This window comes from Halopelagius fulvigenes, from assembly GCF_042662625.1.
In the GTDB taxonomy this organism is placed as follows: domain Archaea; phylum Halobacteriota; class Halobacteria; order Halobacteriales; family Haloferacaceae; genus Halopelagius; species Halopelagius fulvigenes.
The window spans coordinates 957,462-981,954 of the sequence record NZ_JBHSXH010000009.1; the positions used below are offsets into that span (position 1 = coordinate 957,462).

Genomic DNA, 24,493 nt, shown 5'->3' on the forward strand with positions numbered 1-24,493 from the left:
CAACGAAACCGCATGTCTCTCCTCGCTCTCTTCGGGTCGGTTCCGCTCGGCGACGCCCTCCAACTGGAGGGCGTCGGCGCGGCACCGCTGACGAATCCGGTGGTTCGCCTCGTTCTCGCGGCCCTGCTCGGGTTGTTTCTCGGACTGGAACGGGAGTGGTCCGAGAAGACGGCGGGGATTCGGACGTTCTCGCTGACGAGTCTCGTCGCCGCCGTCTTCACCCTCGTCGCGGTGGAGTACCCCTTCGGTATCGTCCTCCTCGGCGTCGGGGGCGTCCTCGTCATCGTGCAGGGTATCCTCCTCGCCGTGCAGGGACTCAGACGCGAGGGCGAGGACGCCCTCTCTCTGACGACGGCCGTCTCGCTCATGGCGGCGTACGGCGTCGGCGCTCTCGTCGCCTCCGGCGAGGTGCTCGCGGGGGTGACCGTCGCCGTCGTCTCGTCGATGCTGCTCGTGTTGAAGCGGGAACTCCACAGCCTCGCCGGACGTCTCGACCGGCAGGAACTCCGCTCGACGACGGAGTTCGCCATCCTCGCGTTCGTCGCGTACCCGTTGCTCCCCGCGGGGCCTGTGACGGTGCTCGGCGTCGATTTCGAACCCCGCGTCGCGTGGTTGATGGTCGTCACCGTCGCCGGCATCGGCATCGTCAACTACGCCGTCGTCCAGCAGTACGGGGGCCGCGGCGTCGCCGTCACCGGCTTCTTCGGCGGGCTCGCCTCCTCGTCGGCCGTCGTCGGGACGATGCTCGACCACGTCAAACAGCAACCCGACGCCCGGATGTACGGCGTCGCCGCCGTCCTCCTCGCGGACGCCGCGATGGCGCTTCGCAACCTCGCCATCGCGCTGGCCTTCACGTTCCCCGACCAGACGCTCGTCGGCGTCCTCGTCCCCCTCGGCGCACTCGTGGTCGGGAGCGTCGCCGCCGCGTGGTACGTCACGGACTGGCGACAGCAGGTCGATATCCCGCTGGAGAGCCCCTTCTCGCTCAGGAACGCCCTCGCGTTCGGTCTGGTGTTCCTGTTCATCCTCGTCGGCGGGACGGCCGCACAGAGCGAGTTCGGGACGTACGGTCTGTACGTCAGCGCCCTCCTCTCGGGGTTCGTCTCCTCGGCGGGCGCGACGACGACGGCGGTGCTACTCTACCGGGGCGGAACCATCGGCACCGCGCCAGCGGTGGTGTCCATCCTCCTGGCAACGGCGGCCAGCGTCGGCGTGAAGGTGTTTCTCGCCGCGACCGGTCCCAGAGCGTTCGCGCGGAGCGTCACCGGGTGGTCCGTCGGCCTCCTCGCGGGGGCGGGGGCACTCACCGGAGTCGTCGTCTGGGCGGGTGCGATATAGCGAAGAACGCCCGACAGTTCGGGGAACGAACCGTTTAACCCGGAAGTCACCGTACGCCGGGTCATGGACCGAGACACGGCCGTCCCGCGGGTCGATTCCCTCCCCGGCGAACGCGCGCGCGAGTGGGTCGATTACCACCACGAGACGGCGGCGCAGAGCACCTACGTCTACGATTTCGTCTGGGACGTCACCGCCGAGGCGGAAGGTCCCTTCTGCACCGACGCCGACGGCAACGTCCTCCTCGATTTCACCAGTCACGTCGCCGCCGCCCCCCTCGGATACAATAACCCGAAGATAATGGACCGGATGCGGGAGTTCGACCTCGTGGACCCGCTGAAAATCGCGGGGCAGGACTTCTACGTCTCCGGCGGCCAGGAACCGGGGTCGGAGGAACTTCCGGGCCCGGCCGGCCTGATGCAGCGACTCGTCGACATCACGGACCACTACGGCATGGACACCGTCTTCCTGTCGAACTCCGGCGCGGAGGCGGTGGAGAACGCCATCAAGATATCCTACGACCACTCCGACGGCGCGAAGTACGGCATCACGTTCGAGGGGGCGTTCCACGGCCGCACCCTCGGCGCGCTTTCGCTCAACCGGTCGAAGCCGGTGTACCGCCGGAAGTTCCCCGAAATCTCGGGCATCATCGATCTCCCCTTCTGCGACGAGCGAACCTGCTCGGCGGAGAGGTGTTCCTGCGGGTTCTTCGCCGACGGCACCTCCCGACTCCGGAAGAAACTGAACCCCGAGACGGGTCACGTGGACCCCGAGGACGTGGCATACATCATCTTGGAGCCGATTCAGGGCGAGGGCGGGTACAGAATCCCCTCGGAGGCGTTCATGGATGAACTCGCCGCCGTCGTCGAGGAGTACGACATCACCCTCGTCGCCGACGAGATCCAGTCAGGCATCGGCCGCACCGGCGAGATGTGGGCCTCCGACCACTTCGCCATCGAGCCGGACGTCATCACCTCCGCGAAGGCGCTTCGCGTCGGCGCGACCGTCTCCCGCGAGGAGGTGTTCCCCGAACAGAAGGCCCGCCTCTCCTCGACGTGGGGCGCGGGCGACATCATCTCCTCGCTACAGGGTGCGCTCACCATCGACGCCATCCACGAGTACGACCTGATGGAGAACGCCGTCGTCCGGGGCCGTCAGTTCAGAGAGACGGTCGAAGACGCCGCCCTCGAACCGGTCGAGGACGTGCGCGGGAAGGGCCTCATGCTCGGCGTCGAGTTCGACACCAAGGAGCGACGAAACGCCGTCCAGGAGGCGTGCCTGCAGAAGGGGCTTCTCATCCTCGCGTGCGGCTACAAGGTGCTCCGAATCCTCCCGCCCCTCGACGTGACCGAACGGGAGGTAGAACTCGGCGCGGACCTCCTCGTCGCGGCCATCGAGGAGTGCGCCTGAGCGTCCGACGTTTTTTCCTCGCCCTTCGCCCGTACACTTATGGACCTCAGCCGCGTGTGACTGTTGTGACCAGGGGTACTTGTGACAGTGATGGTTCGAGCGGGGAGGAGGCGACGCTGACGCTCGCGGCCGTTCTGGAGACGCTCGGTCACCGGTACAGGCGCGACCTGCTTCGCCTCTTTCGAGAACGGTCGGCGCGGACAGTCGACTCCGACGACGCCGTCGGGTACCTGTTGGAACGGGAGCGACGACGGTCCGGCGAGACGCCGAGTCGCGACCACCTCGAGATAACGCTCCTCCACGTTCACCTGCCGAAACTGGAGGAGGCCCGCCTCGTCACGTTAGACAGGGAGGCGGGGAAGTTCCGCTACCACCCGAGCGAGCGAATCGAGAACTGGCTCCGGTTCATCGAGGCGGAGCACGGATTCGAGGGGTGAGGGGAGGCCTCATTCCAGTACCGCCCCCGCGACGTCGCCGAGTTCGCGCATCCCTCCCTCGCCGACGAGGAAGGAGACGGACGCCTCGACGCGGGGCCGCCACGCCGGCCTGTCGCCGTCCCGGAACGCGGACTCGAGGCCGATGTCGCCCGCGCGGATTCGATTCGCCGACTCCTCCGCGAGGACGCTCTCGAACGGCGAGTTTCGGGTCCGCCGCACCCGCCGGAACGTCCGCATCGCGGCGCGCTTCGCCGTCAGGGCCCGTCCGGCGTCGTAGTCAGAGTCGTCCGGCGAGACGCCGAGTTCGCCGACCGCGTACTCGTGGGCGCGGCGGTCCAAAAGCGCCCGCGCGAGGCGGACGAGGCGTTCGACGGCGTGCTTCGCGCGGTACCCGTCGGCGTCGAACCGGAAGTCCTCGTCGAAACACGTCCTCGTCAGTCGCCACCGGACCACCCCGTACGGCGTCGCCTGTCCCACGTCGTCGGTCTCTAACCGTTCGCGCATCTCTCGGTGCGTCGGGAACTGCTCGACGTCGCTCCGAAGCGATTTCAGGGCGGCGTCGAGTTCGTCGGCGTACGACCGCGCGCCCTCGCCGAGAGTCTCGCGGTAGCGTTCGCGGTAGTGGCGGGCGTCTCGGAGGTACTGCTCGGCCTGCAACTGGGACCCCCACGTGGAGACGAGTCCGTGCTCGGAGTACTCCGAGACGTCGGCTTCCCCGCCCGTGTACGTCCCGCTCCAGTACGAGTTCGACTTCGCGAAGGAGAGGCTTCGCTCGACGGCGTACAGGCCCGCCAAGTCGCGTCCGGGGTCGGAGACGCGGTAGTCGCTCACGGAGTCGCGTACCTCCTCGGCGTCGCTCCGGAGGGTCCGCCCGCGTTCGACCAACGCCTCGGGGTCCGCCTCGCCGAGTGCGACGCGGGCGTAACCGATGGCCTCGCCGGCGAACTGGAGCCCGTACGTCGCGTTGAACAGGCGCGTCCAGTTGTCGGACTCCGTCCGTGCGCTCTCTACCCACCCGCCGGAGGGGCTGTGGTTGAGGTAGTGCCGGAGGTCGTCGGACACCTCCGAGAGGGTCACGCGCGAACGCGACTGCTTCGCGCGTTCGACGGCGGATTCGAGGGCGGCGACGGCCTCGTCGGCGTGTTCGTCGGTGACGGTCTGCCGCCAGAGGTGATTCGGCGGTTCGGCGGCGTGGACGACGAGGCGGTCGGTCAGAGCGTCCGGAAGCCACTCAGGGGCGACGGCGCCGGCGCCGAGGAGGGCGGCACCCGCAGTCGCGCCCGCGCCCGCGAGCAGTCGGCGGCGGGTGAGAGTCGGGTCGGGGACCATAGCACCGACTCTCCCCCGCGGTGACAAGTAGGTTTTCGTCCCCGTTCAGGTCCAGCGGTCGAGTCCCGTCTGGACCGCCGCCTCCTCGATTCGCTCGAAGCCGCGTTCGACCTCCGATTCGGCGACCTGCCACTCCTCGACGACGTACTCGCGCGCGGCCGCCACGTCCGGGTCGATGTCGGTGTCGAACTCGTACTCGTCGGTGACCGGCGGGTCAACGAACAGACTCCGCACCCTGTCCGCGTTCTCGATGTACGCCTCGCGGGCTTCGAGGACGCCCCAGAGGTCGCCGTGCTCTTTGACCGCCTTCAGCGCCGTCTTCGGCCCGACGCCCGAGAGGCCCTCGTTGAAGTCCGTCCCGCAGAGGATGGCCACGTCTACCAGTTGCTCTTGGGTCACGTCGAGGTTCGACAGCGTCGCGTCGAGGTCCATCAGTTCCGGGTCGCCCTTCGAGGTGATCTGCCGGAGGGTGTACGGCGCGCCGAACAGCAGGGTGTCGTAGTCCTCGCTGCCGACGTAGTCCGCGTCGCCCCGTTTCGCCATGTACGACGCCTGCGCTTCCCCCTCGGCGGGCGCTTCGACCATCGGCACGTCGAGGCGTTCGAGGAGGCCGCGGGTCGTCTCGTGAATCGTCGACGTGAGGCGTTGAGTGCGCGCTTCGAGTCGCGCCGCCGCCACGACGTCGCCGCGTTCCTCCGCCGCCTCCCGCAGTTCCTTCGCCTTCTCGCGTTGCTCGCGGCGCGACTCCACCTCGTCGTCTTTCAACTCGGTGACGCCGCCGTCGAAGACGAAGACGGGGACGATGTCGTGGTCCAGAAACTTCGGGAGGCCCTGCACGACGCCGATGAGGTTCGCCACCTCGACGCCGTCGTCGGTCGTGTACGCCTCCTCGCGCGTGAACTTGACCGTCGTCGTGAGGTAGCGGTACAGCCAGTTGTGCGCGTCCACGGCGACGACGCTCCCCGACACGTCGTCGAACGACACGTCCGAGAGCGACGCCAGACTCCGGAGGTCTGCGTTTCCCATTGCCCCCCGTTGGTGCCCGGTTCGCTTTAATATCCCGCGTCGGCGTCGTCGCCGAGGGTACCTCGGCGGCCCGACGGACACCGTCCGTCGGCGCCGCCGGCCGACCGCCCGTCGAGCGGTTCCGGCGGGTCGGCGTCGCGCCGATCGGCGAGGAACGCCACCTCGGCGTCGCTCAGGTCGCGCCGTCGGAACTCGTCGAGTCCGCGCCGGTAGCGCTCACCGCTTCGGTCGGCGGGCGCGTCCGCGGGGCGTTCGAGGACGAGTTCGGCGATGCCCGTCGTCTCGCCCGTCCACGCGAACCCCGCCTCGTGGAGGGCCTCGTAGGCGAACGGGTTGTTCACGGCGATGCGGAGGCGGTCGTACCCCCGTCCCGCGGCGCGGGCGACGACGAACGCGCAGAGTTTCGGGCCGAGATTCTCGCCCTTCCGGTCGTCGCGGACGGTGACGTACCGGAGCCACAGCACCCCCTCGTCTGTGCGGTCCTCGCTGAACGCGACGGCGGCGAGGACGGCCGCGTCCGCCTCGTACTCCTCGCTCGGGACGGGAGCCGTCGGGTCTCCGCGGTCGGAGACGACGGCCTTCCCCGTGTTCGACATCACGAACTTCCCGGCGTAGGCGAACCGACGGTAGTCGAGGCGGAGCGTCGGTCCGTCCGGGGGCCACCCGAGGAGGGCGAACTCCATGCTCGGACGGTACGGGCGGCGGCCGAAAGAGGGCGTCGGTCCCCCGAACGGGGGCGGCCGACGACCGACGGACGAAAGCGGGAGAGACATTAGGGTCCGGGAGCATCCCTCGGGTATGGCAACTTCGGTCGCGTCGTTCATCGACCGCCGTATCGACCCCGGGGCGCTTCCACTCGCGGTGGGCGACGTGGTAGCGCTGTCGGCGATTCTCACCGTCGGCGTCGTCAACCACAACGGTGTGGACTACCTCACCGCGTTCCCCGTCGCGTGGCTCCTGACGCTCGTCCCGTTCCTCATCGGGTGGGCCGTCGCGGGACCGCTCATCGGCGCGTACTCCGCGGGCGCCGCCGAGTCGGCGAAGGCCGCGATTCCGCTGGCGGTGCGCGGGTGGGTGCTCGCCGCCGTCATCGGCCTCGGACTCCGGTGGACGCCGCTCTTCGCGGGCGGCGTCGTCCTCGTGTTCGCACTCGTCACCCTCGTCACCGGCGCCGTCGCTCTCGGCGTCTGGCGGTGGGTGTACTTCAAAATCGCCGGCTGACCCCTCGAATCGACTCTTTTTCGGCCTCGTCGGAAGTCCGCAGCGTTCGTCCGCCTACCGACGGCGGCGCGCGCGAAGGAACGTCCACGCCTCGGTGACCGAGAACACGAGGAAGAACGCCGACATCATCCCCCGCGAGTAGACGGGGCGGTCCCGCGGGTCGAGGCGGTCGAACACGCCGTGGAACCAGAACACGTTGGCGACCGCCGTGTCGTGGACGACCGGTTTGTACCACGGTCTGATGCTCGGGAGGACGTGGTGCAGGTCGGGGAGCATCGCCCAGACGGCGCTGAGGAACACGAGGCCCCAGCGAACCGGTCGCCGGACGCCGGTGCGAGCGAGGAGAATCTCGGTCACCGACCCCGCGAACCCCGCGTGGACGCCGATGAGAGACATGGTAGGGGAACGTGGGGTTCGGAGGCAATAGCGGTGGCGGCGGGGGTCAGTCCGCCGTCGCGCCCGCCTCGGCCCGACTTCCGCGCTGACGGACCAGGTAGAGGCCGAGTCCCGCGCCGACGGTGGCGAACCCTGCGAGCGTCAGAAACAGCACCGCGGGCGTGCTGTACGTCAGAATCGTCCCCGCGACTGCGCCGCCGAGAGCGCCGACGCCGAACACGCCGAGGTACGTGAAGCCGTAGGAGAGACCGCGCGTCCCGGCGGGCGTGTACTCCGCGACGGTGGCTTGGTAGAACGGCTGGATGACGAAGAGGAAGCAGCCGAGCACTGCGCCGAGGGCCAACAGCGGAACCAGCCCGGCGTTCGCCACGGGGAGGAAGACGACGGCGAGGGCGGCGAGGACGCCGAAGGAGCCGACGATGCCCCACTCGACGGGGATGCGGTCGGTGAGTTTGCCGCCGACGTACTGGCCGACGACGCCGACGATGAGGAGCCCGGAGTAGAAGTACCGCTCCGGTTGGAGCGTCCGGCCGGACCCGGCTTCGACGCCGAGGGCCTCCGCGACGCCCGCCGGCAGGAACGCGGCCAGCGGAATCGGCCGGAACGTCGGGATGCCCTCCAACAGGTTCGGCAGGAACGTGAGGATACCGCGGTAGTACAGCCCCGAGCACATCACGACGAGGAAGACGACGACGAACCCGCCGGCGAACATGCGCTTCGATTCGCCGAGGAACTCCGCCAGCGAATCGACGCCGCTGTCGGCCTTCGAGTCGCCCGCGTCGCCTCCGTCCGCGGCGACGGCGGCCGTCTCGTCGAACTGCGCGCGCGTGGCGTACGCGCCGGCGACGAGGGCGGGGATGGCGAGTACGCCCGCGACGAGTTGCCACTCGAAGAAGAGAAGCAGTATCGCAGTCAGGAGCGGTCCGAGTCCGATGCCGACGTTGCCCGCGATGCCGTGGTAGGCGAAGCCCGTGCCGCGTTCTTCGACGCCCTTCGAGATGAGCGCCAGCCCGGCGGGGTGGTAGACGCTCGCGGCGGCACCCCAAAGGAGGAGCGCGAGGGTGATGACCACCACGCTGGGGGCGAGTCCCAGAAGCAGGAACGACGCCGACATCCCGAACAGGCAGAGGCCGATGAGTCGCCGGGAGCCGACCCTATCGACGAGGACGCCGCCGGGAAGCGCGCCGACGCCGAACAGGCCGTACCCGGCGGTGACGACCAGTCCGAGCGTCGCGGCGGTCACCTCCAACTGGGTCACCCCGAGGTTCACCACGTCGAACTCCGTCAGCCAGATGGAGACGAAGATGGGGATGGACAGTTCGTACGTGTGCACCATCCCGTGCGCGAGCATCACGAGAGCCACGATGGCGCGGTCGTTCCGGTTCACGTGCGTTGTACGCACGAGCGTCCAATTCAACCCACCGGTGGGGGCAGTCGGCGCGGGTGAGTCCGACGGAGAGAGCGAACGCGCGGACACCGGCGCGAACCGAGTGCGGGTCCGGCGCGAGTCGGGCGCGGGCCGCGCCGCGAAATCGAGGCGAGGCGCGGCGCGGAGAACCGGTCCGCCGATAGTATCGAAGTTCGTAGACGTTCCCGAGATGCGCGAAAGTCTCGAAATCGTGCGTTTAACCGGCTCGACTCGACAGTCCGCACCTCATAAGTTATAGGAATCCTTTGGAGCACGGATGCAGGGGATATCCATCCCCCACGGGAAAGAATTATATGACCCCCACTCGTATATATTCATGTATTATGACAGGGTATTACGACTACGTCCTCGGTCTCATTCCGCTCGCACTGTTCGGTCTCACTGGAACGCTGTACGTTGCAGGACTCGGCGTGACGCAAGCCGCCCCCATCGCCGCAGGCGTCGCGGCGAGCATCGTCGGCCACGCGTTGTTCGTGAACGGCCCCGTCTCCGAGACTCCCGTTCGCACCGTCGAATCGACCGCCACCGAACCGCGTTCGCGCGCCAGTTCCGGCGCGCCGGTCGACGCGGACTGAACGTCCGAACCCTGTCTCCGCGCGCCACGCGCGTCTCACTTCTCGACCCACTTCGACTCTCGACTCGACCGGTCCGGGCCGCCTTACGGGACGGCCGCGACCGAACTTCCCGCACGGTTTTCACGCTGGCCGACCACTTTCCGCACATGACGGAGACGCTGTTTCTGACGAGCGACGACGTTTCTGGCCTCGCGACGCCCGCGGAGTTCGTAGACGCGGTCCGCGACGCGTACCGTCAACGAGGCGAGGGCGCGCCGGCGGAACCCCGGACGAAACTGACGAACGCCGACCCGCCGGGCTTTCTGACGACGTACGCCGCCGTCCTTCCCGAGACGGGTGCCATGGGCGGGTACACCTACTCGGCGGGGTTCGGCGCGAAGGACGCGTGGTTTATGACGCCGCTTTTCGACGCCGAGTCGGGCGAACCGCTGGCGCTCATCGACGGGGCGAGCATGAACCCCTTCAAGACGGGCGCGGCGGGTGCCGTCGGCGTGGACGCACTCGCCCGCAAGGACGCCTCCTCGATAGCTCTCGTCGGTAGCGGGTCGCAGGCCCGCGGTCAACTCCGCGCCGCGGTCACCGTCAGGGACGTGGACACCGTCTGGGTGTACTCGCCGACGAAGGAGAGCAGAGAGGAGTTCGCCGGGGAGATGGACCGGACGCTCGACGCCAGCGTCGCCGCCGTCGCCTCCTCGGCCGCGGCCGTCGAGGGGGCCGATATCGTCATCACCGCGACGAACGCCTCGGAACCGGTGTTCGACGGCGACAACCTCGAACCCGGCGCGCACGTCACCGCGATGGGACAGTACAACCCGAAGAAGCGCGAACTCGACGCGAAGACCATCGAGAGGGCGACGTACGTCCCCGATTTGCGAGAACGCGTCGCGCAGGACGCGGGGTCGTTCCTGCACGCGATGGAGGAGGGCGTCGTGGACGAGGACCACGTCCACGCCGAACTGGGCGAAGTCGTCGCGGGGGTCGAACCGGGCCGCACCGACGACGACGAGATAACCGTCTTCGATAGCGGCGGCACCGGCATCGAGACGGTGGCCGGGGCGTACCTGCTCTACGAGAAGGCCGTCGAGGAGGGCCTCGGGACGACCATCGACTTCTCGCCCGCCAGCGAATCGCTCACCGGCGAGTAGCCGGCGCGACGCGGACAGCACTCTCCGATTTTGCTCTGTTGGAATCCTTGGGTGATGAGAGATTTCGGGAGCCGCGCTGAATAGCGGGCGCGTCGGTAGCAACTACTCAGATCCGTACTGTCGATACACCTTGAGAAGAAGTACCGCGCAAAGTAGGCTACCGAGGAGAAGGAGAAACCAGAGCCTCGAAAACGGTTCCCGCAGGTCGGCGGCTCTAAAGAGTATCCCCGTCAGGAACGCAAGGACGATCAGTTTCGTTCTTTCAGAGACCATCTCTTCGAGTAGAAGGCGCGAATCTTCCGTCGATCAACTCTCGTCGTCGGGGGCGACCCAGACGTAGAAAACCGCCGTCGAAACTCCCAGAGCGACCGCCTCGACGACCATCGATTCACGGAGCAACGCACCGACGAGGAGCATCGTGACGGCGGACAACGTTCCCGCGAGAACGCCGTATCTGGGGCGTGAGAGACTCCGCACCCACTCGTCGAGGCGACGGTACGGTCGACTCATCTCAGTTATCTCACCTCTCTCGGGAGCGTGCGTAAATAGTTCCTAAACGCCATCTGAAGGATCGAAAGCGGGTCCGCGGTCATCCGTGTAACGAGGCGTGACCGTCAGTATATGCCTTCTGCATCGGTAGATACCGCTTCCGTACCGGGGACGGCTTCCGCGCGTCGGGGCGGCTACGAGTTCCGGCGACGCCGCCGAGGACTACTGAAGCCGGTATCTGAGAAGCGCCGCGATACCCCCGAGGTTGCTGAGTTGGCGGCCGGGGTCGAACTCGCCGGAGAAGACGGTGACTTCGCCGCCTTGCCGTTCGACGCTCTGGATGACGTCGTTGACGTCCGCGTCCCAGTCGCCCTCGCCCTGCCGTTCCTCGCGGAGGCGTTCGTCCACGACGAGAAGCGTCTCGACGGCCCCGAACTCGGCGGCCTCCGCCACTTGGTCGATGCCGTAGGCGACTTTCTCGCCCTTGGAGATGCCCTCCATCAGGTCGTCTATCAGGTCCGCCTCCCTGGAGATGCGCGTCTGCGTCTGCACCTCGTCCACCGCGCCGCGTTTCAGCACCTCGTGGACGCCCCTGTCGCCGACGCCCGCGGTGTCCACGACGGTCATCTTCTCGGCCACGTCGGCGTGGTTCTCTTTGATGTAATCGCGGGCGTCCTGTTTCGTGAATCCGGGGCCGGCGAGGATGACGGCGTCCACGTCCATCCGGCCGAGGGCCTGCCCGAGTTCGGCGAACAGTTCCGACCGGGGGCGGGCGTACTCGCCTTTGCCCGTCGGCGCGGTGAAGGAGAATCGCTCCTCGGTGCCGTACTGCGCGACGGTGTGGATGTGCGCCTCGCCCTCCTCGACGGTGGCGATGGCTACGTCGGGGTTCTCCGCCGCCTCCTCGGCCTCCTCGATGCGGTCGAGTTGGTCCGGCTTGAAGTGCTTCTCGATGGTTATCTCGTCGTGTTCCTCGACGTTCAGCGTGTGGTGGTGGCCGAGTTGGTCCTCGCGGGAACAGGAGACGATGGTACCGCCGACCCGGAGACGGTTGGCGAACCGCGCGAACTCCACGTCCTCGACTTCGATGGTGAGAAAGAGGTGTTCGCGTTCCCCGCCGGTGTCGCGGAGGTTCTCCTCGTTCCGTTGGATGCGCCGGGTGGTGTCGCCGGAGACCGAATCGCCCGATTCGAGGACGTGCGAGAGGTGCCAGAGGTCGTCCACGTTCTCGGGGACGAGCGTGATGCGTTCGCGGCCCTCCTCGCCGCGTCCGCGACTCGAGATTCGCATACGTTCGGGTGCGACGCCCGCGGGTAAGTTTCCTGCTATCCGAGAGAGAAGAGCGTCGAGTCGCGCCCGCCGCTCAGAAGTTCGTCTCCGCGACGGCGCGACGTTTCTTGCTCAGTCCCTTCGCGAACCCGCGGCCGAACAGGTAGTAGGTGACCGCCTGCGTGTAGAACAGGACGAAGATGCCGACGACGACGAGGGAGAGAGCGCTCCCGACGAGGCCGCCGACGACGCCGACGACGAGGGCCAGAACCCACCCGACGAAGTACTCACTCGTCGTCGCGGCGGTCCAGATGGTGGAGAAGTCGAACGCCGCGCCGAGGGAGTCCTCGACGGCGAAGTTCGCCATCGCGGCCGGCAGCAAGTACGCGACGAGGAGGCCGAGGAGGAGGACGACGAGGACGCCGACGAGAGCGACGGTTCCGAACCCCGCGCCCGGTTGGGTAGGTGCCCCACCGGGACCGGTCTCGACGCTGGTCGGGACGAAGAGGGCCGAAACCAGTATCGTCGGAATCGCCACGACGAGACCGTAGGCGACGTTCACGACGAACAGTTTGACGCCGTCCACGATGAGGCCGCCCCAGTCGGTGAACGACGGGGCGGCCGCCTCCCCTTTGGCCGCCCCGCGGAGGACGCGGACGAAGTAGCCTTGCAGGATGAACGCGGGGACGATGAGGACCCCGAGGACGCTCAGGATGCCGCCGATGAGTATCGTGGGGATGCGGTCGTCGCTGTTCAGTGGGTACGAGAGGGCGTGGCGTAACATCAACAGAAATGACTCTTCAAACGGGGTTAACTCTTGCCCAAAATATACCGCATCGCTCCGCCTTCCGCCGTTCAGATGGCGGGGCGTTCCTCGGGCGTGCCGCCCGTCTCGCGCAGTTCGATTTCGCGCAGGTCGCCCCACGCGCGTCCGATGAGGTAGTACGCCGCGACGGAGGCGTAGAAGCCGACGAACCCGCCGACGACGACGCCGAGGAAGGGCACGACGTTCAGCGCGCCCGAGATGAGGCTTCCCGCGATGACGATGGCGACTCCGGTCACCCACGCGGTGAAGTACTTCCCGGAGGTCAACACGGGTCGGAGTTCGCCGAAGCGGAACCCGGCACCGACCTCACCCGTCTCCACGAAGTTGGCGATGGCTGCGGGAATCGCGTACATCGCGAGGAGTCCGAGAACGAACAGCGCAAGGATGCCGACGAACAGGGCGACGCCGCCGAGGGCCGCGAGGCCGCCCGAGGGGCCGTTTCCGCCGACGCTGAAGGTCAGGACGCTCCCGCCGATGAGGAGGCCCGCGACGGCGGTGGGGACGATGGCGTAGACGAGGGAGATAGCCGCCGCCTTCAGACCGTCCATCCCGAGTTCGCCCCAGTTGTCGAACGACGGGGCGGTTTCGTCGCCGTGCATCGTCGCGCGGATGACGCGAACGAAGTACCCGAGGATGAAGACGACCGGGACGACGAAGACGCCGAGGAGGGAGAGGATACCCCCGATGAGGACCGTCTTGACCCAGTCTTCGCTGGTGCGCAGGTAGTTGAGTGAATCGCTAATCATGGTGTGTCACCGAGCGCTCGCGTCGCCCCACGACGGCGTCGCTTCGGCTTCTCGGTCGGATCCGAACTGCCGCGTTCGACGCTGCGTACTGGGTTTCGTACGCGCTCTGTCAATCAGATACGCAGTCCGAGATGATAAATATAGAGCACGATACCGCGAAATAACGGACGATTACGCCGGAGAACGGCCAGCGGTTCGTCTCAGTCCTCGACTATCTGGCTCCCGCCGGGCGCGAGGAACTCCTGTATCTTGTCCGCGCTCGCTATCTTGCGGACGAACGAGGTGTCCGCGAAGCGTTCGCGGAACTTCCGGTAGCACATCATCGCGGCGTCGTTCTGCGCGTACTGGCCGGGCTGGAGGCGCACCGTCGTCTCCGCCTGCCCCTCGATGGCCGACGGCGGGCCGCCGATAACGCGCGTCTCGCCCTCACAGCGGATGCCGACGGCCACCTCGGCGGCCACGTCGCGGAAGTACGTCCGGTCGCCGCGAACCACGAACGACCCCTTCTCGATGTACTCGCCGGACTCGGGCGTCTTCGACACCTGGTCGGGCGACACCATGTACGCGTCGTCGGCGAAGCGCCCCTCCTTCCAGATGGAGGAGTACGAGACGGCGAACTGCGCGGCTTCCCGCTTCGTCGAGTCGGGGAACTCCACCTCCTTCGACGGTTCGGAGGGCCCCGTCGCCTTCACGACGGTGACGGGGCCGCCGTGGGCCTGCGTGTGGAAGAACAGGTCGTGCTTGTTCGTGTACTTCTTCACTATCTCCTCGTTCTGGTCGGCGTTGCGCCCGCCGATGACGAGGAAGCCGTCGGAGGTGTGGAACCAGCGGAACCGCTCGTACCAGTGTTCCTCCGTCCGGAGCGGTATTGACTCGCGGTTCAGCCAGTCGATGTCCTCGGGTTCCTCCTCCTCTTCGTCCTCGTCGTCGTCCTCTTCTTCCCACTCGTCGCGGCGACGCTTCACGTCGGCTAAGTCCTCGCGGGTGTCCTCGATGGCCGCGAGTGCGCCCTCCTTCTTCTCCTCGATCCGCTTCGCCTCCGTGTACAGTCGGTCGGCGTTCTTCTCGACGCCCGTCGAGACGTCGAGTTCGACCGTCGTGTCCTCTATCTCGACGGTGACTGTGCCCTCCGCGCCGTCCACGTCTCTGACCGCCTCCGCGGCGGGGATGCCTCGCTCCGCGCCGGATTCGAGCGTCTCGCGTATCTCGTCCCACGGGACGCCCTCCTCGCGCGCGCCGCGAACCGTCGAGAGCACCTCGTCTACGAGTTCGTAGTTCGCGTAGAGCAGTTCGGCGCGGCGACGTTCCCGTTGGGCCTGTTCTTCGAAGCCCTCTATCGCGCCCTCCTGCTGTTCGATGATGCGCTGTTTCTTCGCTATCTCCGCCTCGAAGTCGGGGCGGTTGTCGTTCTCCTCGGGTTCGTCGTCGGAGAGGTCCAGTCGGTGGAAGTACTCGTCCACCGCCTCGTTGAACGTGTCGAACGCCTCGCCGTTCAGGTCCTCGCGTTCGTGTTCTTCGAGGGGGAACGGCGTCACGTCCACCACGGAGTCGTCCTCGACGTAGAGTCGGGGGTCGAAGTCGCCGGATTTGACCGTCGCGCGCAGTTCCTCCATCGCGCCGTGGACGGCGCGGTACTCCTCGTCGCCCGCCTCCTCGATAGGGGTGGTCTTCTCGACGCCCGCGCGCGTGCACAGTTCCTCGGCGTACAGGCCGCCGAGGTTCAACTGCGTCGCCAGCGTCCGCACCACGTCGGTGTCGGACTCCTCCATCTGCCGCTTGAACGCGTCGTAACTCACCGTGAGCGGGTTGAGACGCGAGGAGGGGAACTCGTACTGCGCGCCGGGGGCGACGGTCCGCGACTTCAGGCGGACGGTTTCGAGACTCCGCACGACTTCGCCCGTCTCGTCTAAGACGGCGACGTTGCCCTGTCCGAACAGTTCGGCGACGATCTTCGTGTTCTCGTCGCCGCGTTCGAACTCGAAGGTGAGGATGCGGTCGAACTCGTACTGTTCGACGCCCGCGAAGTCCGCCCCCGAGAGGCGGTTCCGCAGCATCATCGCGAAGTTCGGCGGCCGACCCGGCGCGTCCGGGACGTTCTCGGGTTTCGCCGCGTGCGCGCGCTTTATCTCGCCGACTTCGACGAGGAGTTCGACGCGACCCCTGTCGAAGTCGCGCATGCGGAGACGAAGCAGGTCGTCGCCGTACAGGTAGGCCTTGTCGACCTTCGCGCCCTCGTACCGGTTCAACTCGGTGACGAGGGCCGCGAGGTCGATGCTCGTCAACTCCCGCTTCGGGTCCATGGACTGGCTTTTCGGCGGCGGGGGAAAAGGGGTGTCGCTTCGGTCGGTCGTCGCCCCTCGGTTCGTAACCGTCAGGTACTCCGACGGGGAACCGACGGACATGAACGAGACGGGCGTCCGCGTCGTCACCACCGACGCGGAACGCGAGGACGCCTTCGCCGTCCGGCGGGACGTCTTCGTGGACGAACAGGGCGTAGACGAGGAACTGGAGTACGACGAACACGACGAACCCGGAGCGGACGCCGTCCACTTCGTCGCGTACGACGGCGGCGAGGCGGTCGGCGCGGCGCGACTCCGCGAGGCCGACTCCGGCGTCGGGAAAGTCGAACGCGTCGTCGTCGCCGCCGAGAGGCGCGGCGAGGACTGGGGCAAGCGCGTGATGGAGGCCGTAGAGGAGACGGCGCGGGAGGAGGGGTACGAGAGGCTCAAACTCCACGCGCAGACGCGCGTGGAAGGCTTCTACGAGTCGCTCGGCTACGAGTCGGTGGGCGAGGAGTTCGTCGAGGCCGACATCCCGCACGTTGAGATGCGAAAGCGGCTCTGAGAGTCCGGATCAGTCGTCGGACGTCTTCGACAGTCGCTCCGGGTCGCGGTCGGTTCGCCCCTCGAACGACCGATCGCGTCGGATTCGAAATCCCTCGGTCTCCGCGCGGCCCTGCAGTTCTCGCTGCGGGTAGGGAATCTTGATCCCCTCGCGGTCGAACGCCGTCTTCACCGCGCGGACGACGGCGGCGCGGGCGCGCGCGCGCCGCGGCGCGGAGGGGTTCTGTATCCAGAACCGAACTTTGAGCCCCACGGCCGAGTCGTCGAACGTGGCGGGCAGGACTTTCGGCGCGGGAACCTCCGTGACCATGTCCGCGCCCTCGATCGCCGCCTCCGCGACTTCCTCGGCGCGTTCGAGGTCGGTCGCGTAGTCCACGCCGACGTCCACGGTCAGGCGGAGTTGTCCCCGCCGCGTCCGGTTCGTCACCGTCGCGTTCGTCACCCGGTCGTTCGGGAACACTATCTCCTCGCCGTCGAAGTTCCGCAGGCGCGTGTTGACGATGGTGATGTCCGAGACGATGCCCTCCTCGCCGTCTATCTCCACCCAGTCGCCTATCTCGAAGGGGCGAGAGAACATCAGGACGAACCCGGCGATGAGCGATCCGAGCGTCTGTCTTGCGGCCATCCCGACGACGATGCCGAGGAAGCCCGCCCCGACGAGCAACCCGCTGAGGTCGAGTCCCCACACCGTGAGCGTGCCGAGGCCGGCCGCCAGCAGGACGACCACCTGGAGGACGCGGAAGACGATACCCTCCTGGTGTTCGTTTATCTGCTCGGACTCCGAGGCGTAGCCGTCCAGCCACGATTCGAGGAGGTCGGTGGTGACGACGGCGGCCGCCAGAAGCACCAGCGTGACGGCCGCCCGCGCGACGTACGGTGCGAGCGTCGCGAGGAACACCGCGCCCTCGAGCGCAACCTCCTCGAACCCCCAGACGACGAGGAGAGCCAGTCCCGTCGCGGCGAGGACGGCGAACTGCAGGAGGCGAACGACGACGCTCGGCGGGAACATCCACGTCACGTCGTCGACGATGTCCGGAACCGTCGGGTGCGCGATTACCCGCTGGCGGAGCTCCCGCGAGAGCCGAGAGACTATCCGCGGCGCGACCAGCAGACTGGCCAAAATCGCCGCGCCGAGAAGCGCCACCGTCGCTCCGAGTCGTGCCTCCGTGGACGCGAACTGCGCCAGCGCCGACCGAGCGGACGTGAACCACGTCGGGAGGTTCACGCCTCACACCTCGTTTCCGCGTCGATACGTGCCGCATCCCCCTTCATCGTCACTACACCTATGGAGCGGTTACAAAACGTCTACGGTACTACCTTTTTCTGCGAAAGTGGATAGTCGGAGGAATCTACTTATCTCCGGATGTTCTCCGTCCCGGCGGGAGTCCGCCGTCTCGAAGGATTTTCTTCGTCGTAAACGGTCTTTTTCCTCCGGGTTTTGTCGGGGGCGCGTAGCGCCTCCGAGAAAACGTGGGTTTTAGAGGCGCTTCGAGACGGACGAACCCACTTTTTCCGGCCTCACTCCGTTCGGCCGGAAAACCTGGTGGAAAAACCGCTAACCGACTTAGAGGCGCTTCGAGACGTACGGGCCGTCCTGGTGGTAGCCGAGTTTGTTCTTGTAGTACTCGCGGACGCCGATGCCGCTGATGATGCTCAGTTTGTCGTAGCCGGCGTCCCTGGCCATCTCTTCGGCGCGTTCGACGAGTTTCCGACCGTACCCCTTGTGCTGCCAGTCTCCTTCGCCGCCGATGCCGACTTCGCTCCCGTAGACGTGGAGTTCGCGGACCAGGGCGGCGTTTTCGAGTTCGCGGCGCACCGGGTCACCGTCGGACGCGTCCGACGAGCCTCCGCTCGCACCGCTCGCGGAGACGTTCGGGAACCGGAGGCGACAGAAGCCGACCAGAAGGTCCTGCCGTCGGTCCTCGAAGGAGAGGAAGTGCTCGGTGCCGCCCGCCACCTCGTACGTCATCACGTCGAGTTCGACGTTCTCCGGGTCGGGGTCGGCCTCGTTCATCCCGACCTCGCGGGAGCGGATGTCGGTTATCTCGATGCCCTTCTCCTCGGCCTTCTGTTCGGCGAGTTGCCGGAGGTTCGACTTCCAGACGCCCGCGTCGATGAAGTCCGCCGGGATGTCGCGTTGGACGCGTTGCAAGCGCGTGTACTTCGGAATCATCCCCATCACCTCGGCGACTATCTCCGCGGCCTCCTCGTTGCCGAGGGGTTCGAACTCGTCGCGCCGCCACTGGTCGTAGATGCGCGTCCCGCGGACGACGAGCGTCGGGTATATCTTCAGGTAGTCGGGCCGGTAGTCCTCGTTCTCGAATATCTGCCGGAAGTCTTCGAGGATCATCTCCTTGGTCATCCCCGGTTGCCCCGGCATCATGTGGAAGCCCACCTTGAACGCGGCGTCGCGGAGGCGGCGGTTGGCGTCGATGGAGGCCTGCACGCCGTGGCCGCGGTGCATCTCGCGGTTGATTCGCTCGTAGGTGGTCTGGACGCCCACCTCGACTTTGGTCGCGCCCAAATCGAGCATCCGGTCTATCTGTTCGGGGTCGCACCAGTCGGGTTTCGTCTCGAACGTCGTCCCGATGTTGCGCACGTCCGCCGTCTCGTTCTCCGCGATGACGTCTTCGAGGTATTTGAACTCCACCTCCTCGGGGTCGGGCTTGAACGACCGGTCCTCGGCCGGGTTCGGCTCCGAGTCGAGGTCGTAGTCGTTCATCGCCTCCAACGCGCGCTTGACGAACCACTCCTGGTAGTCGTGACTCCGCGCGGTCATCGTCCCGCCCATCAGGATGAGTTCCACCTTGTCGACGGGATGGCCGATGTTCCGCAGCTGTTCGAGGCGGAGGGTGACCTGCCCGTAGGGGTCGTAGTCGTTCTGGACGCCGCGCGCGGCGGCGGGTTCGTGACCCGTGTACGACTGCGAGGAGGAGAACTCCGAGGCGGGGCCGCCGGGGCAGTAGAGGCACTTCCCGTGCGGGCACATGTGCGGGGAGGTCATGATGGCCACCGGCGAGACGCCCGACGCCGTGCGGACGGGCTTTCGCATGACCACCTCTTTGACCTCCTCGCGGCGCGCCTCGGGCGCGTGTTCGAGTACGTCCGAGTTCTTCGGCACCTTCGGCGAGGAGTGGTTCGAACAGGCGGTCAGTTTCGCCGATTCGAGGTCGTCGCGCTCTATCTCGCCGTCGAGGATGCGCTCGACGAGCTCCTCGCACGTCCGGCGGAACGCTTCCGTCTCCGTCGGGTCCTCCGCCTCGGCATCGGGTTCGGCGTCGGTGCTCACCGCCGACCCACCTCCGTCGAACTTCGTTCAACGCGATGCCATCGTCTCGGTGGCACCTCCGTCAGACTGCGTCTGACGCGCTGTCGACGTACCGTCGACACCTCCGAGGGGAGCGCTGGGAGAGAGACGTGTTTCATTACCGGGGAATCGACGCGTTTCGAGGTTAAGGGTGTCGCTCGCGCGGCCGAGAGAGGAGGTGAGAAGAATCGCGGAGGCGCCGCTAGCGAGGAGAGAGGACGAACGGACGAGGACGCGATGTCCGCGCGTTAGAACTGGTCGACGACGGCGTCGATGACGGCGTCGATGACGGCGTCGCGTGCGCCCGAGAGGAACTCGATGCGGTTCTCGCGGACGCCGACTGCGGTCACGCCGCCCTCGGGGACGGCGTCGCGGGCGGCCTCCGCGGCGGTGCGCACGTCGATGTCGTCCGTCGAACGGACGAACAGTTCGTCCATGGCGGCGGCGACGGTGACGTACCGGTCGCCCTCGCGGTTGCGACGGTGGAGTTCGTCCACGAGGAGCGACGTCGGCGGGAAGTCGTAGCGGTGCGTGTAGGAGTCGGCGTCGAGGACGGCGACGGTGACGCCCTCCACGTCGCGCGTCTCCAGGTTCGCCTGCGCCGTCTCGACTTCGTCGTCGAGTTTGATGCGGAACTGCTCGGCGATGTGGCCGGCGAGTCCGTCGCTGTCGACGGCCTCACCCTCGGTCCGTTGTGCGCCGGGCGCGACGCCGTCCTCGAACAGGAGGTCGGTGACGAGTTCGCGCTTGTCCTCGTAGGACTGGTAGTACGCTTCGAGGGCGACGGCCTCGCGGAGTTCGCGGACCCGTTCGGCGTCGAAGCCGGCCTCCTCGGCCAGTTCGACGTACGACTCGGGCGCGTCCTCCCAGTAACTCACCGCGGGCAGGTGCGCGAGGTCGTCGGCCACCTCGTCGTTGACGGTCGCCGCGAGGTTCGCGCCGAGTGCGCCCGTCGAGAGGTCGTGCGCGTCCGCGCCGGCCAGACCGGGGTTGACGAGGACTTCCGCCTCTTCCGCGACTTCCTCGTCGGCGTCGGCCGCCTCGACCACGACGCGTTCCGCGTCGTAGACGCCGAGAAGACCGAGGCCGTCGAGCGATTCGGTGGTGCCGCCGGTCCCGACGAGCAGAACGAGGGGGAGTTTCTCGTCGTGGCGGTCGCGGTCCTGCAGCATCCGGGTCACGTCGTTCGTCGCGGCGTCCATGCCGTAGACGGACTCGTCGAGGGGACGGCGGACGAAGTAGTGGTACTGCGCGTCGTCCCGCGCGTGTTCGTCCCGGATGAGGGGGAGGACGGCGCGTTCGACCGCGGCGCCGGCGACGTAGCCGTCGGCGGTGGCGGCGTGGCGGACGACGATGGGGCGCGACTGCAGGACGGCGCGGCGGACGGTCTCCGCGGCGTCGAGGAGTTGCTCGGAGACGGCGTCCACGGGGTCGTGCGCCGCGAGGGGGGTCACGTCGTCGGGGCGGGCCTTCGCGGAGAGGGCGTCGTCGAGACGCTGTTCGACCTCGTCGGCCTCCTCGCCCGAGAGGACGGTGAGGTCCTCGGTTTCGACCTGCAGTTCGCCGCGGCGGCGTTCGACTTCGCCGACGAGTCGGACGACGTCGCCCTCGCCCGCATCGGGGTAGGCGCGGACGCCCGCCTCGACGAAGGCGGCGCAGTCGACGGTGCCCGTCTCGTCGCGCACCTCGAAGATGGTCGGTCCGCCGGTCTGCCGAGCGCTCGCGATGGTGCCCTCGACGGTGACGGTGTCGCCGACGCGGTCAGAGAGGAAGTCGATGCCGACGCGTTCGGGGGGCTCCTCGGAGTCGGAGTCGGAGTCGGAGTCAGAGTCAGAGTCAGACCCGGAGTCCGAGACCTGCTCCGCGGACCGGCCGGGCGTCTCGGCGGGTTCGTCGGACGCCGCCGCGGACTCGGACGCCTCCACGGACGAGGAGTCGGAGTCGGACGCCGACTCGTCGTCCTCGGCGGAGGCGGACGCGGACGCGGAGACGGTTTCGTCGGCGTCCGTCGTCTCGTCTTCGCCGTTCTGCGTGCGTGAGGAGGAGGTGGACGAGGAGGACATCCCCTTCGGCTTCGTCTTCACCGGGCCGTCGTCGTCGTCGGTGGAGGTTATCTCCTCGCCGTCGGCGTCGCCGTTCGGGTCGTGAACGCGCGCGCCGCGGAACTCTCGTTCGCGCTGGCGGATGGACCATCCGAGGTCGATGTTACCGTTGTCTCGGATGTTCTTCACCTGAACGAACACCGTGTCGCCGGATTCCCAATCGAGGCTCTCGAGTCTGCGGTCGAGTTCGCTCCGGTGGAGGAGGCCGGTGACGCCGGGAGAGAGGTCGACGAACACACCGAATTCGGCGAAGCCGTCGACGGTACCCTTGTAGTACCGCCCGGGAGTGAGTTGCTGTGGGGAGTCGCCCCTGAAATCGAACCACACGTCTTCTTCGTGCGTTATCCAATCCATTGAGTGCTACAAAAGTCCGCGGCCTAAAACGATTGTCGAAACATCTGCGAAAACTACGCCCTCGTACCGAGGCGCGACCGATTTTCCCGAACCCCCCGTATTTTGCCGGTAAGAGCGTCATACGGGCGACATCTCCGTCCGCGAGCGTCGGCGTTTCGGCGCGAAATGGCTTCTTCGGCGTACTTTCAGCCGTCAGAGAACTCCGGCCGTCCGAAGGAGCGCTTCGAGTGCGCCGAACCCGCCGAACCCGTACCCGAAGACGAGTGCCGCGGGGAGGGCCGCGGCGGCGGCCGCCCGGGGGAGCGTCGTCCCGTGAACCTCGGCGATGCCGACGACGAGCAACGCCGCGCCGTAGGCGGTACAGGCGACTCGGAGTCCAGTGACGGGGAGTCCGGCGACGACGCACGGGGCGGCCGCGTAGGCGAGAACCTGCACCGTCTCGCTGACGCCGCCGCGGTCCCGCACGAGGGCGATGAGAAGCACCGTCTGTAGCGCGGCGGTCAGGTGGAGGACGGCGGGCGCGACGAGGAGGGCGACGAACGCGAGGCCGACGAACGCCGAGACGGCCGGGCCGCCGCCGAGGGCGGGGAGTCTGCCGGGGACGAACGCGAACAGGCCGGCGGCGTACGCGACGGCGACGGCGACGGCGAAGACGAGGCCGGGGGCTTGGTCGCCCGGCGCGACGCCGTTCCGGAAGAACCGCCGGGGCCGAACGAGCACTTCGACCCACGCCCGCGCGACACCGCGCGGTCCGCGTTCGCGCCCGCCCTCCGGGTTCTGAACCCACGTGGTCACGTCGTCGGACTATTCGCGTCGGAACGTATGACAGTTCCGACACCGCGCCTCGTAGGACTCCTCGGCGCCGACCATGTAGGTAGGTTCGTCGGCGTGGGCCGGTTCGCCGTCGATGAGTCGCTGATTCCGCGTCGCGGGTTCGCCGCAGACGGTACAGATGGCCTGTAACTTGTCCACGTACTCCGCCACCGCCATCAGTTGCGGCAGGGGTTCGAACGGTTCGCCGCGGTACGTCTGGTCGGTGCCGGAGACGAGGACGCGCCGGCCGTCGTCCGCGAGGTACTCGCAGAGTTCGACGAGTTCGTTCGAGAAGAAGTTCGCCTCGTCTATCGCCACGACTTCCTCGCCGTTGAGGGCGTCTAAGGCGTCCCAGACGCCGTCGCCCTCGGCGGGTACGACCGTCGCCTCCCACCGGCGGCCGACGTGCGACCCGACGATGGTCTCGCCGTACCGGTCGTCGAGTTCGGGCTTGAACGCCGCGACGTCCTGCCCCGCGATTTCGGCCCGCCGCAGACGGCGGAGCAGTTCCTCCGTCTTCCCCGAGAACATCGACCCCGAGATGACCTCTATCCACCCGCTGTTCGTGATGGCGTGCATATCTCTGTCGGGCGTGAAGGAAGGTCAAAACGATTGTCTCTTGGCGTCGGCGTTCGAGGATGCGTGCCGCGCGCCGCGTTCCCGCTTCTCGGCCGCGCTACTTCCCTTCGGCCCCCACGTTCTCCTCGCTCTCGAACGTCGCCGGGTCGGGTTCGATGTCGGCGAACCCGACCGTCCGCCGCCCGAGGACCGCGAGTCGTTCGTCGATGGAGTCGTTCGCGAGTTCGGTGTCGTCGAACTGCGAGGAGGCGTTCGGCACCGCCGCTTGGTGCGGGAGCACCCACGCGTTCAGCGACCGACACACCGACCGGAGGTGTTCGAGGGCCGTCACGGGGAACGACCCGCCCGCGACGGCGACGAGTCCGACCGTCTTGCCGTCGAACTCCTCGAATCCGCAGTAGTCGAGCGCGTTCTTCAGGACGCCCGAGTACGACCCGTGGTACATCGGCGTCCCGAGGACGACGGCGTCCGCCTCCCGGATCCGCCGCACCACCGCCGCGCTGTCGCCCTGTTCCTCCCTGTCGGCGTTCATCGGCGGCAGGTCGTACTCGCGCAAATCGAGCAGTTCGCCCGTCGCGTCCACCTCGCCGACCGCCTCCAAGACGCGTTCCAACGAGAGGCGGGTGTAACTTCGCTCGCGCAGGCTTCCGCAGACGGCGACGACGTGGGTGTCCGTCATGGGCGTGCCGACGGACGGGAGGGACATAACGTCTGGCGGGGGAGGCGGCGTCCGAACCGGGCGTCCCCGACAGTCCGGGGGTTGCGTCTCCGCTTCGACCCAGTCGGAGTCAGCCAGAGCGTCCCGTCGGGGATCTCATCGGAGGACGACGGCGGGACCGTGAACTTATCCGGTTCGATGTTC

General features: G+C 67.5%; 23 protein-coding genes. 7 read left to right on the forward strand and 16 right to left on the reverse strand.

The window, feature by feature from the left end; all coding sequences use genetic code 11:
• Positions 1-12 precede the first annotated feature (12 nt).
• The 3 genes from ACFQEV_RS07515 to ACFQEV_RS07525 all read left to right on the forward strand — a co-directional run bounded on the left by ACFQEV_RS07515 (position 13) and on the right by ACFQEV_RS07525 (position 3,182).
• Complete coding sequence (locus tag ACFQEV_RS07515) at positions 13-1,338, forward strand: MgtC/SapB family protein (protein WP_379694300.1); 1,326 nt, start codon at positions 13-15, stop codon at positions 1,336-1,338.
• Positions 1,339-1,401: 63 nt separating this feature from the next.
• Complete coding sequence (locus ACFQEV_RS07520; protein WP_379694303.1) at positions 1,402-2,745, forward strand: aminotransferase class III-fold pyridoxal phosphate-dependent enzyme; 1,344 nt, start codon at positions 1,402-1,404, stop codon at positions 2,743-2,745.
• A 65-nt stretch (positions 2,746-2,810) separates the two neighbouring features.
• Positions 2,811-3,182 carry a DUF7344 domain-containing protein gene (locus ACFQEV_RS07525; RefSeq protein ID WP_379694306.1) on the forward strand — a complete coding sequence of 124 codons (372 nt, stop codon included), beginning with the start codon at positions 2,811-2,813 and terminating at the stop codon, positions 3,180-3,182.
• A 9-nt stretch (positions 3,183-3,191) separates the two neighbouring features.
• Here ACFQEV_RS07525 and ACFQEV_RS07530 read toward each other — a convergent pair whose 3' ends face one another.
• The 3 genes from ACFQEV_RS07530 to ACFQEV_RS07540 are packed head-to-tail and all read right to left on the reverse strand — an operon-like array spanning position 3,192 to position 6,220.
• Positions 3,192-4,511 (reverse strand): transcriptional initiation protein Tat, encoded by a 1,320-nt coding sequence (locus tag ACFQEV_RS07530; protein ID WP_379694309.1) that lies wholly within the window; start codon positions 4,509-4,511, stop codon positions 3,192-3,194.
• Between the two features lie 45 nt (positions 4,512-4,556).
• Positions 4,557-5,537, reverse strand: a complete 981-nt coding sequence (gene fen, locus ACFQEV_RS07535; protein WP_379694312.1) for a flap endonuclease-1 — start codon at positions 5,535-5,537, stop codon at positions 4,557-4,559.
• A 26-nt stretch (positions 5,538-5,563) separates the two neighbouring features.
• The gene (locus ACFQEV_RS07540; RefSeq protein WP_379694315.1) at positions 5,564-6,220 is read right to left on the reverse strand and encodes a GNAT family N-acetyltransferase; all 657 of its coding nucleotides are present in this window, start codon (positions 6,218-6,220) and stop codon (positions 5,564-5,566) included.
• A 115-nt stretch (positions 6,221-6,335) separates the two neighbouring features.
• Here ACFQEV_RS07540 and ACFQEV_RS07545 point away from each other — a divergent pair, with 115 nt between their 5' ends.
• Positions 6,336-6,758, forward strand: coding sequence for a DUF3054 domain-containing protein (locus tag ACFQEV_RS07545; protein WP_379694317.1), 423 nt, complete (start codon positions 6,336-6,338; stop codon positions 6,756-6,758).
• Positions 6,759-6,812: 54 nt separating this feature from the next.
• On the opposite strand, the gene ACFQEV_RS07550 is transcribed toward ACFQEV_RS07545, so the two are convergent.
• Entirely contained in the window at positions 6,813-7,154 is a 342-nt protein-coding gene (locus tag ACFQEV_RS07550) for a hypothetical protein (RefSeq protein ID WP_379694320.1), read from the reverse strand.
• 46 nt (positions 7,155-7,200) lie between these two features.
• The gene (locus tag ACFQEV_RS07555; RefSeq protein WP_379694323.1) at positions 7,201-8,541 is read right to left on the reverse strand and encodes an MFS transporter; all 1,341 of its coding nucleotides are present in this window, start codon (positions 8,539-8,541) and stop codon (positions 7,201-7,203) included.
• 365 nt (positions 8,542-8,906) lie between these two features.
• Here ACFQEV_RS07555 and ACFQEV_RS07560 point away from each other — a divergent pair, with 365 nt between their 5' ends.
• Both ACFQEV_RS07560 and ACFQEV_RS07565 read left to right on the forward strand, forming a co-directional pair.
• Positions 8,907-9,158: a DUF8015 family protein gene (locus ACFQEV_RS07560; protein WP_379694326.1), complete on the forward strand. Its 252-nt coding sequence runs from the start codon at positions 8,907-8,909 to the stop codon at positions 9,156-9,158.
• Between the two features lie 146 nt (positions 9,159-9,304).
• Positions 9,305-10,303: an ornithine cyclodeaminase family protein gene (locus ACFQEV_RS07565; RefSeq protein ID WP_379694329.1), complete on the forward strand. Its 999-nt coding sequence runs from the start codon at positions 9,305-9,307 to the stop codon at positions 10,301-10,303.
• Between the two features lie 306 nt (positions 10,304-10,609).
• Here the strand turns inward: ACFQEV_RS07565 and ACFQEV_RS07570 are convergent, their stop codons facing one another.
• The 5 genes from ACFQEV_RS07570 to rqcH all read right to left on the reverse strand — a co-directional run bounded on the left by ACFQEV_RS07570 (position 10,610) and on the right by rqcH (position 15,933).
• Positions 10,610-10,813 carry a hypothetical protein gene (locus ACFQEV_RS07570; RefSeq protein WP_379694331.1) on the reverse strand — a complete coding sequence of 68 codons (204 nt, stop codon included), beginning with the start codon at positions 10,811-10,813 and terminating at the stop codon, positions 10,610-10,612.
• A gap of 201 nt (positions 10,814-11,014) precedes the next feature.
• A complete protein-coding gene (locus tag ACFQEV_RS07575; RefSeq protein ID WP_379694334.1) occupies positions 11,015-12,082 on the reverse strand; it encodes an mRNA surveillance protein pelota in 1,068 nt (355 codons plus the stop codon).
• 73 nt (positions 12,083-12,155) lie between these two features.
• A complete protein-coding gene (locus tag ACFQEV_RS07580) occupies positions 12,156-12,845 on the reverse strand; it encodes a DUF4013 domain-containing protein (protein WP_379694337.1) in 690 nt (229 codons plus the stop codon).
• Positions 12,846-12,916: 71 nt separating this feature from the next.
• The gene (locus ACFQEV_RS07585; protein ID WP_379694340.1) at positions 12,917-13,633 is read right to left on the reverse strand and encodes a DUF4013 domain-containing protein; all 717 of its coding nucleotides are present in this window, start codon (positions 13,631-13,633) and stop codon (positions 12,917-12,919) included.
• A 200-nt stretch (positions 13,634-13,833) separates the two neighbouring features.
• Positions 13,834-15,933, reverse strand: a complete 2,100-nt coding sequence (gene rqcH / locus ACFQEV_RS07590; protein ID WP_379694342.1) for a ribosome rescue protein RqcH — start codon at positions 15,931-15,933, stop codon at positions 13,834-13,836.
• Between the two features lie 100 nt (positions 15,934-16,033).
• On the opposite strand from rqcH, the gene ACFQEV_RS07595 reads away from it, so the two are divergent.
• Positions 16,034-16,477, forward strand: a complete 444-nt coding sequence (locus ACFQEV_RS07595) for a GNAT family N-acetyltransferase (protein WP_379694580.1) — start codon at positions 16,034-16,036, stop codon at positions 16,475-16,477.
• A 9-nt stretch (positions 16,478-16,486) separates the two neighbouring features.
• Here ACFQEV_RS07595 and ACFQEV_RS07600 read toward each other — a convergent pair whose 3' ends face one another.
• The 6 genes from ACFQEV_RS07600 to ACFQEV_RS07625 form a co-directional block, all read right to left on the reverse strand.
• The gene (locus ACFQEV_RS07600; protein ID WP_379694344.1) at positions 16,487-17,701 is read right to left on the reverse strand and encodes a mechanosensitive ion channel family protein; all 1,215 of its coding nucleotides are present in this window, start codon (positions 17,699-17,701) and stop codon (positions 16,487-16,489) included.
• 339 nt (positions 17,702-18,040) lie between these two features.
• The gene (locus ACFQEV_RS07605) at positions 18,041-19,765 is read right to left on the reverse strand and encodes a tRNA uridine(34) 5-carboxymethylaminomethyl modification radical SAM/GNAT enzyme Elp3 (RefSeq protein ID WP_379694347.1); all 1,725 of its coding nucleotides are present in this window, start codon (positions 19,763-19,765) and stop codon (positions 18,041-18,043) included.
• A gap of 266 nt (positions 19,766-20,031) precedes the next feature.
• Positions 20,032-22,239, reverse strand: coding sequence for a DHH family phosphoesterase (locus ACFQEV_RS07610; RefSeq protein ID WP_379694350.1), 2,208 nt, complete (start codon positions 22,237-22,239; stop codon positions 20,032-20,034).
• 192 nt (positions 22,240-22,431) lie between these two features.
• Positions 22,432-23,034 (reverse strand): YIP1 family protein, encoded by a 603-nt coding sequence (locus ACFQEV_RS07615; RefSeq protein WP_379694353.1) that lies wholly within the window; start codon positions 23,032-23,034, stop codon positions 22,432-22,434.
• 9 nt (positions 23,035-23,043) lie between these two features.
• Positions 23,044-23,631, reverse strand: coding sequence for a thymidine kinase (locus ACFQEV_RS07620; RefSeq protein ID WP_379694356.1), 588 nt, complete (start codon positions 23,629-23,631; stop codon positions 23,044-23,046).
• Between the two features lie 97 nt (positions 23,632-23,728).
• The gene (locus tag ACFQEV_RS07625; RefSeq protein WP_379694358.1) at positions 23,729-24,310 is read right to left on the reverse strand and encodes an NADPH-dependent FMN reductase; all 582 of its coding nucleotides are present in this window, start codon (positions 24,308-24,310) and stop codon (positions 23,729-23,731) included.
• Positions 24,311-24,493: the final 183 nt, after the last annotated feature.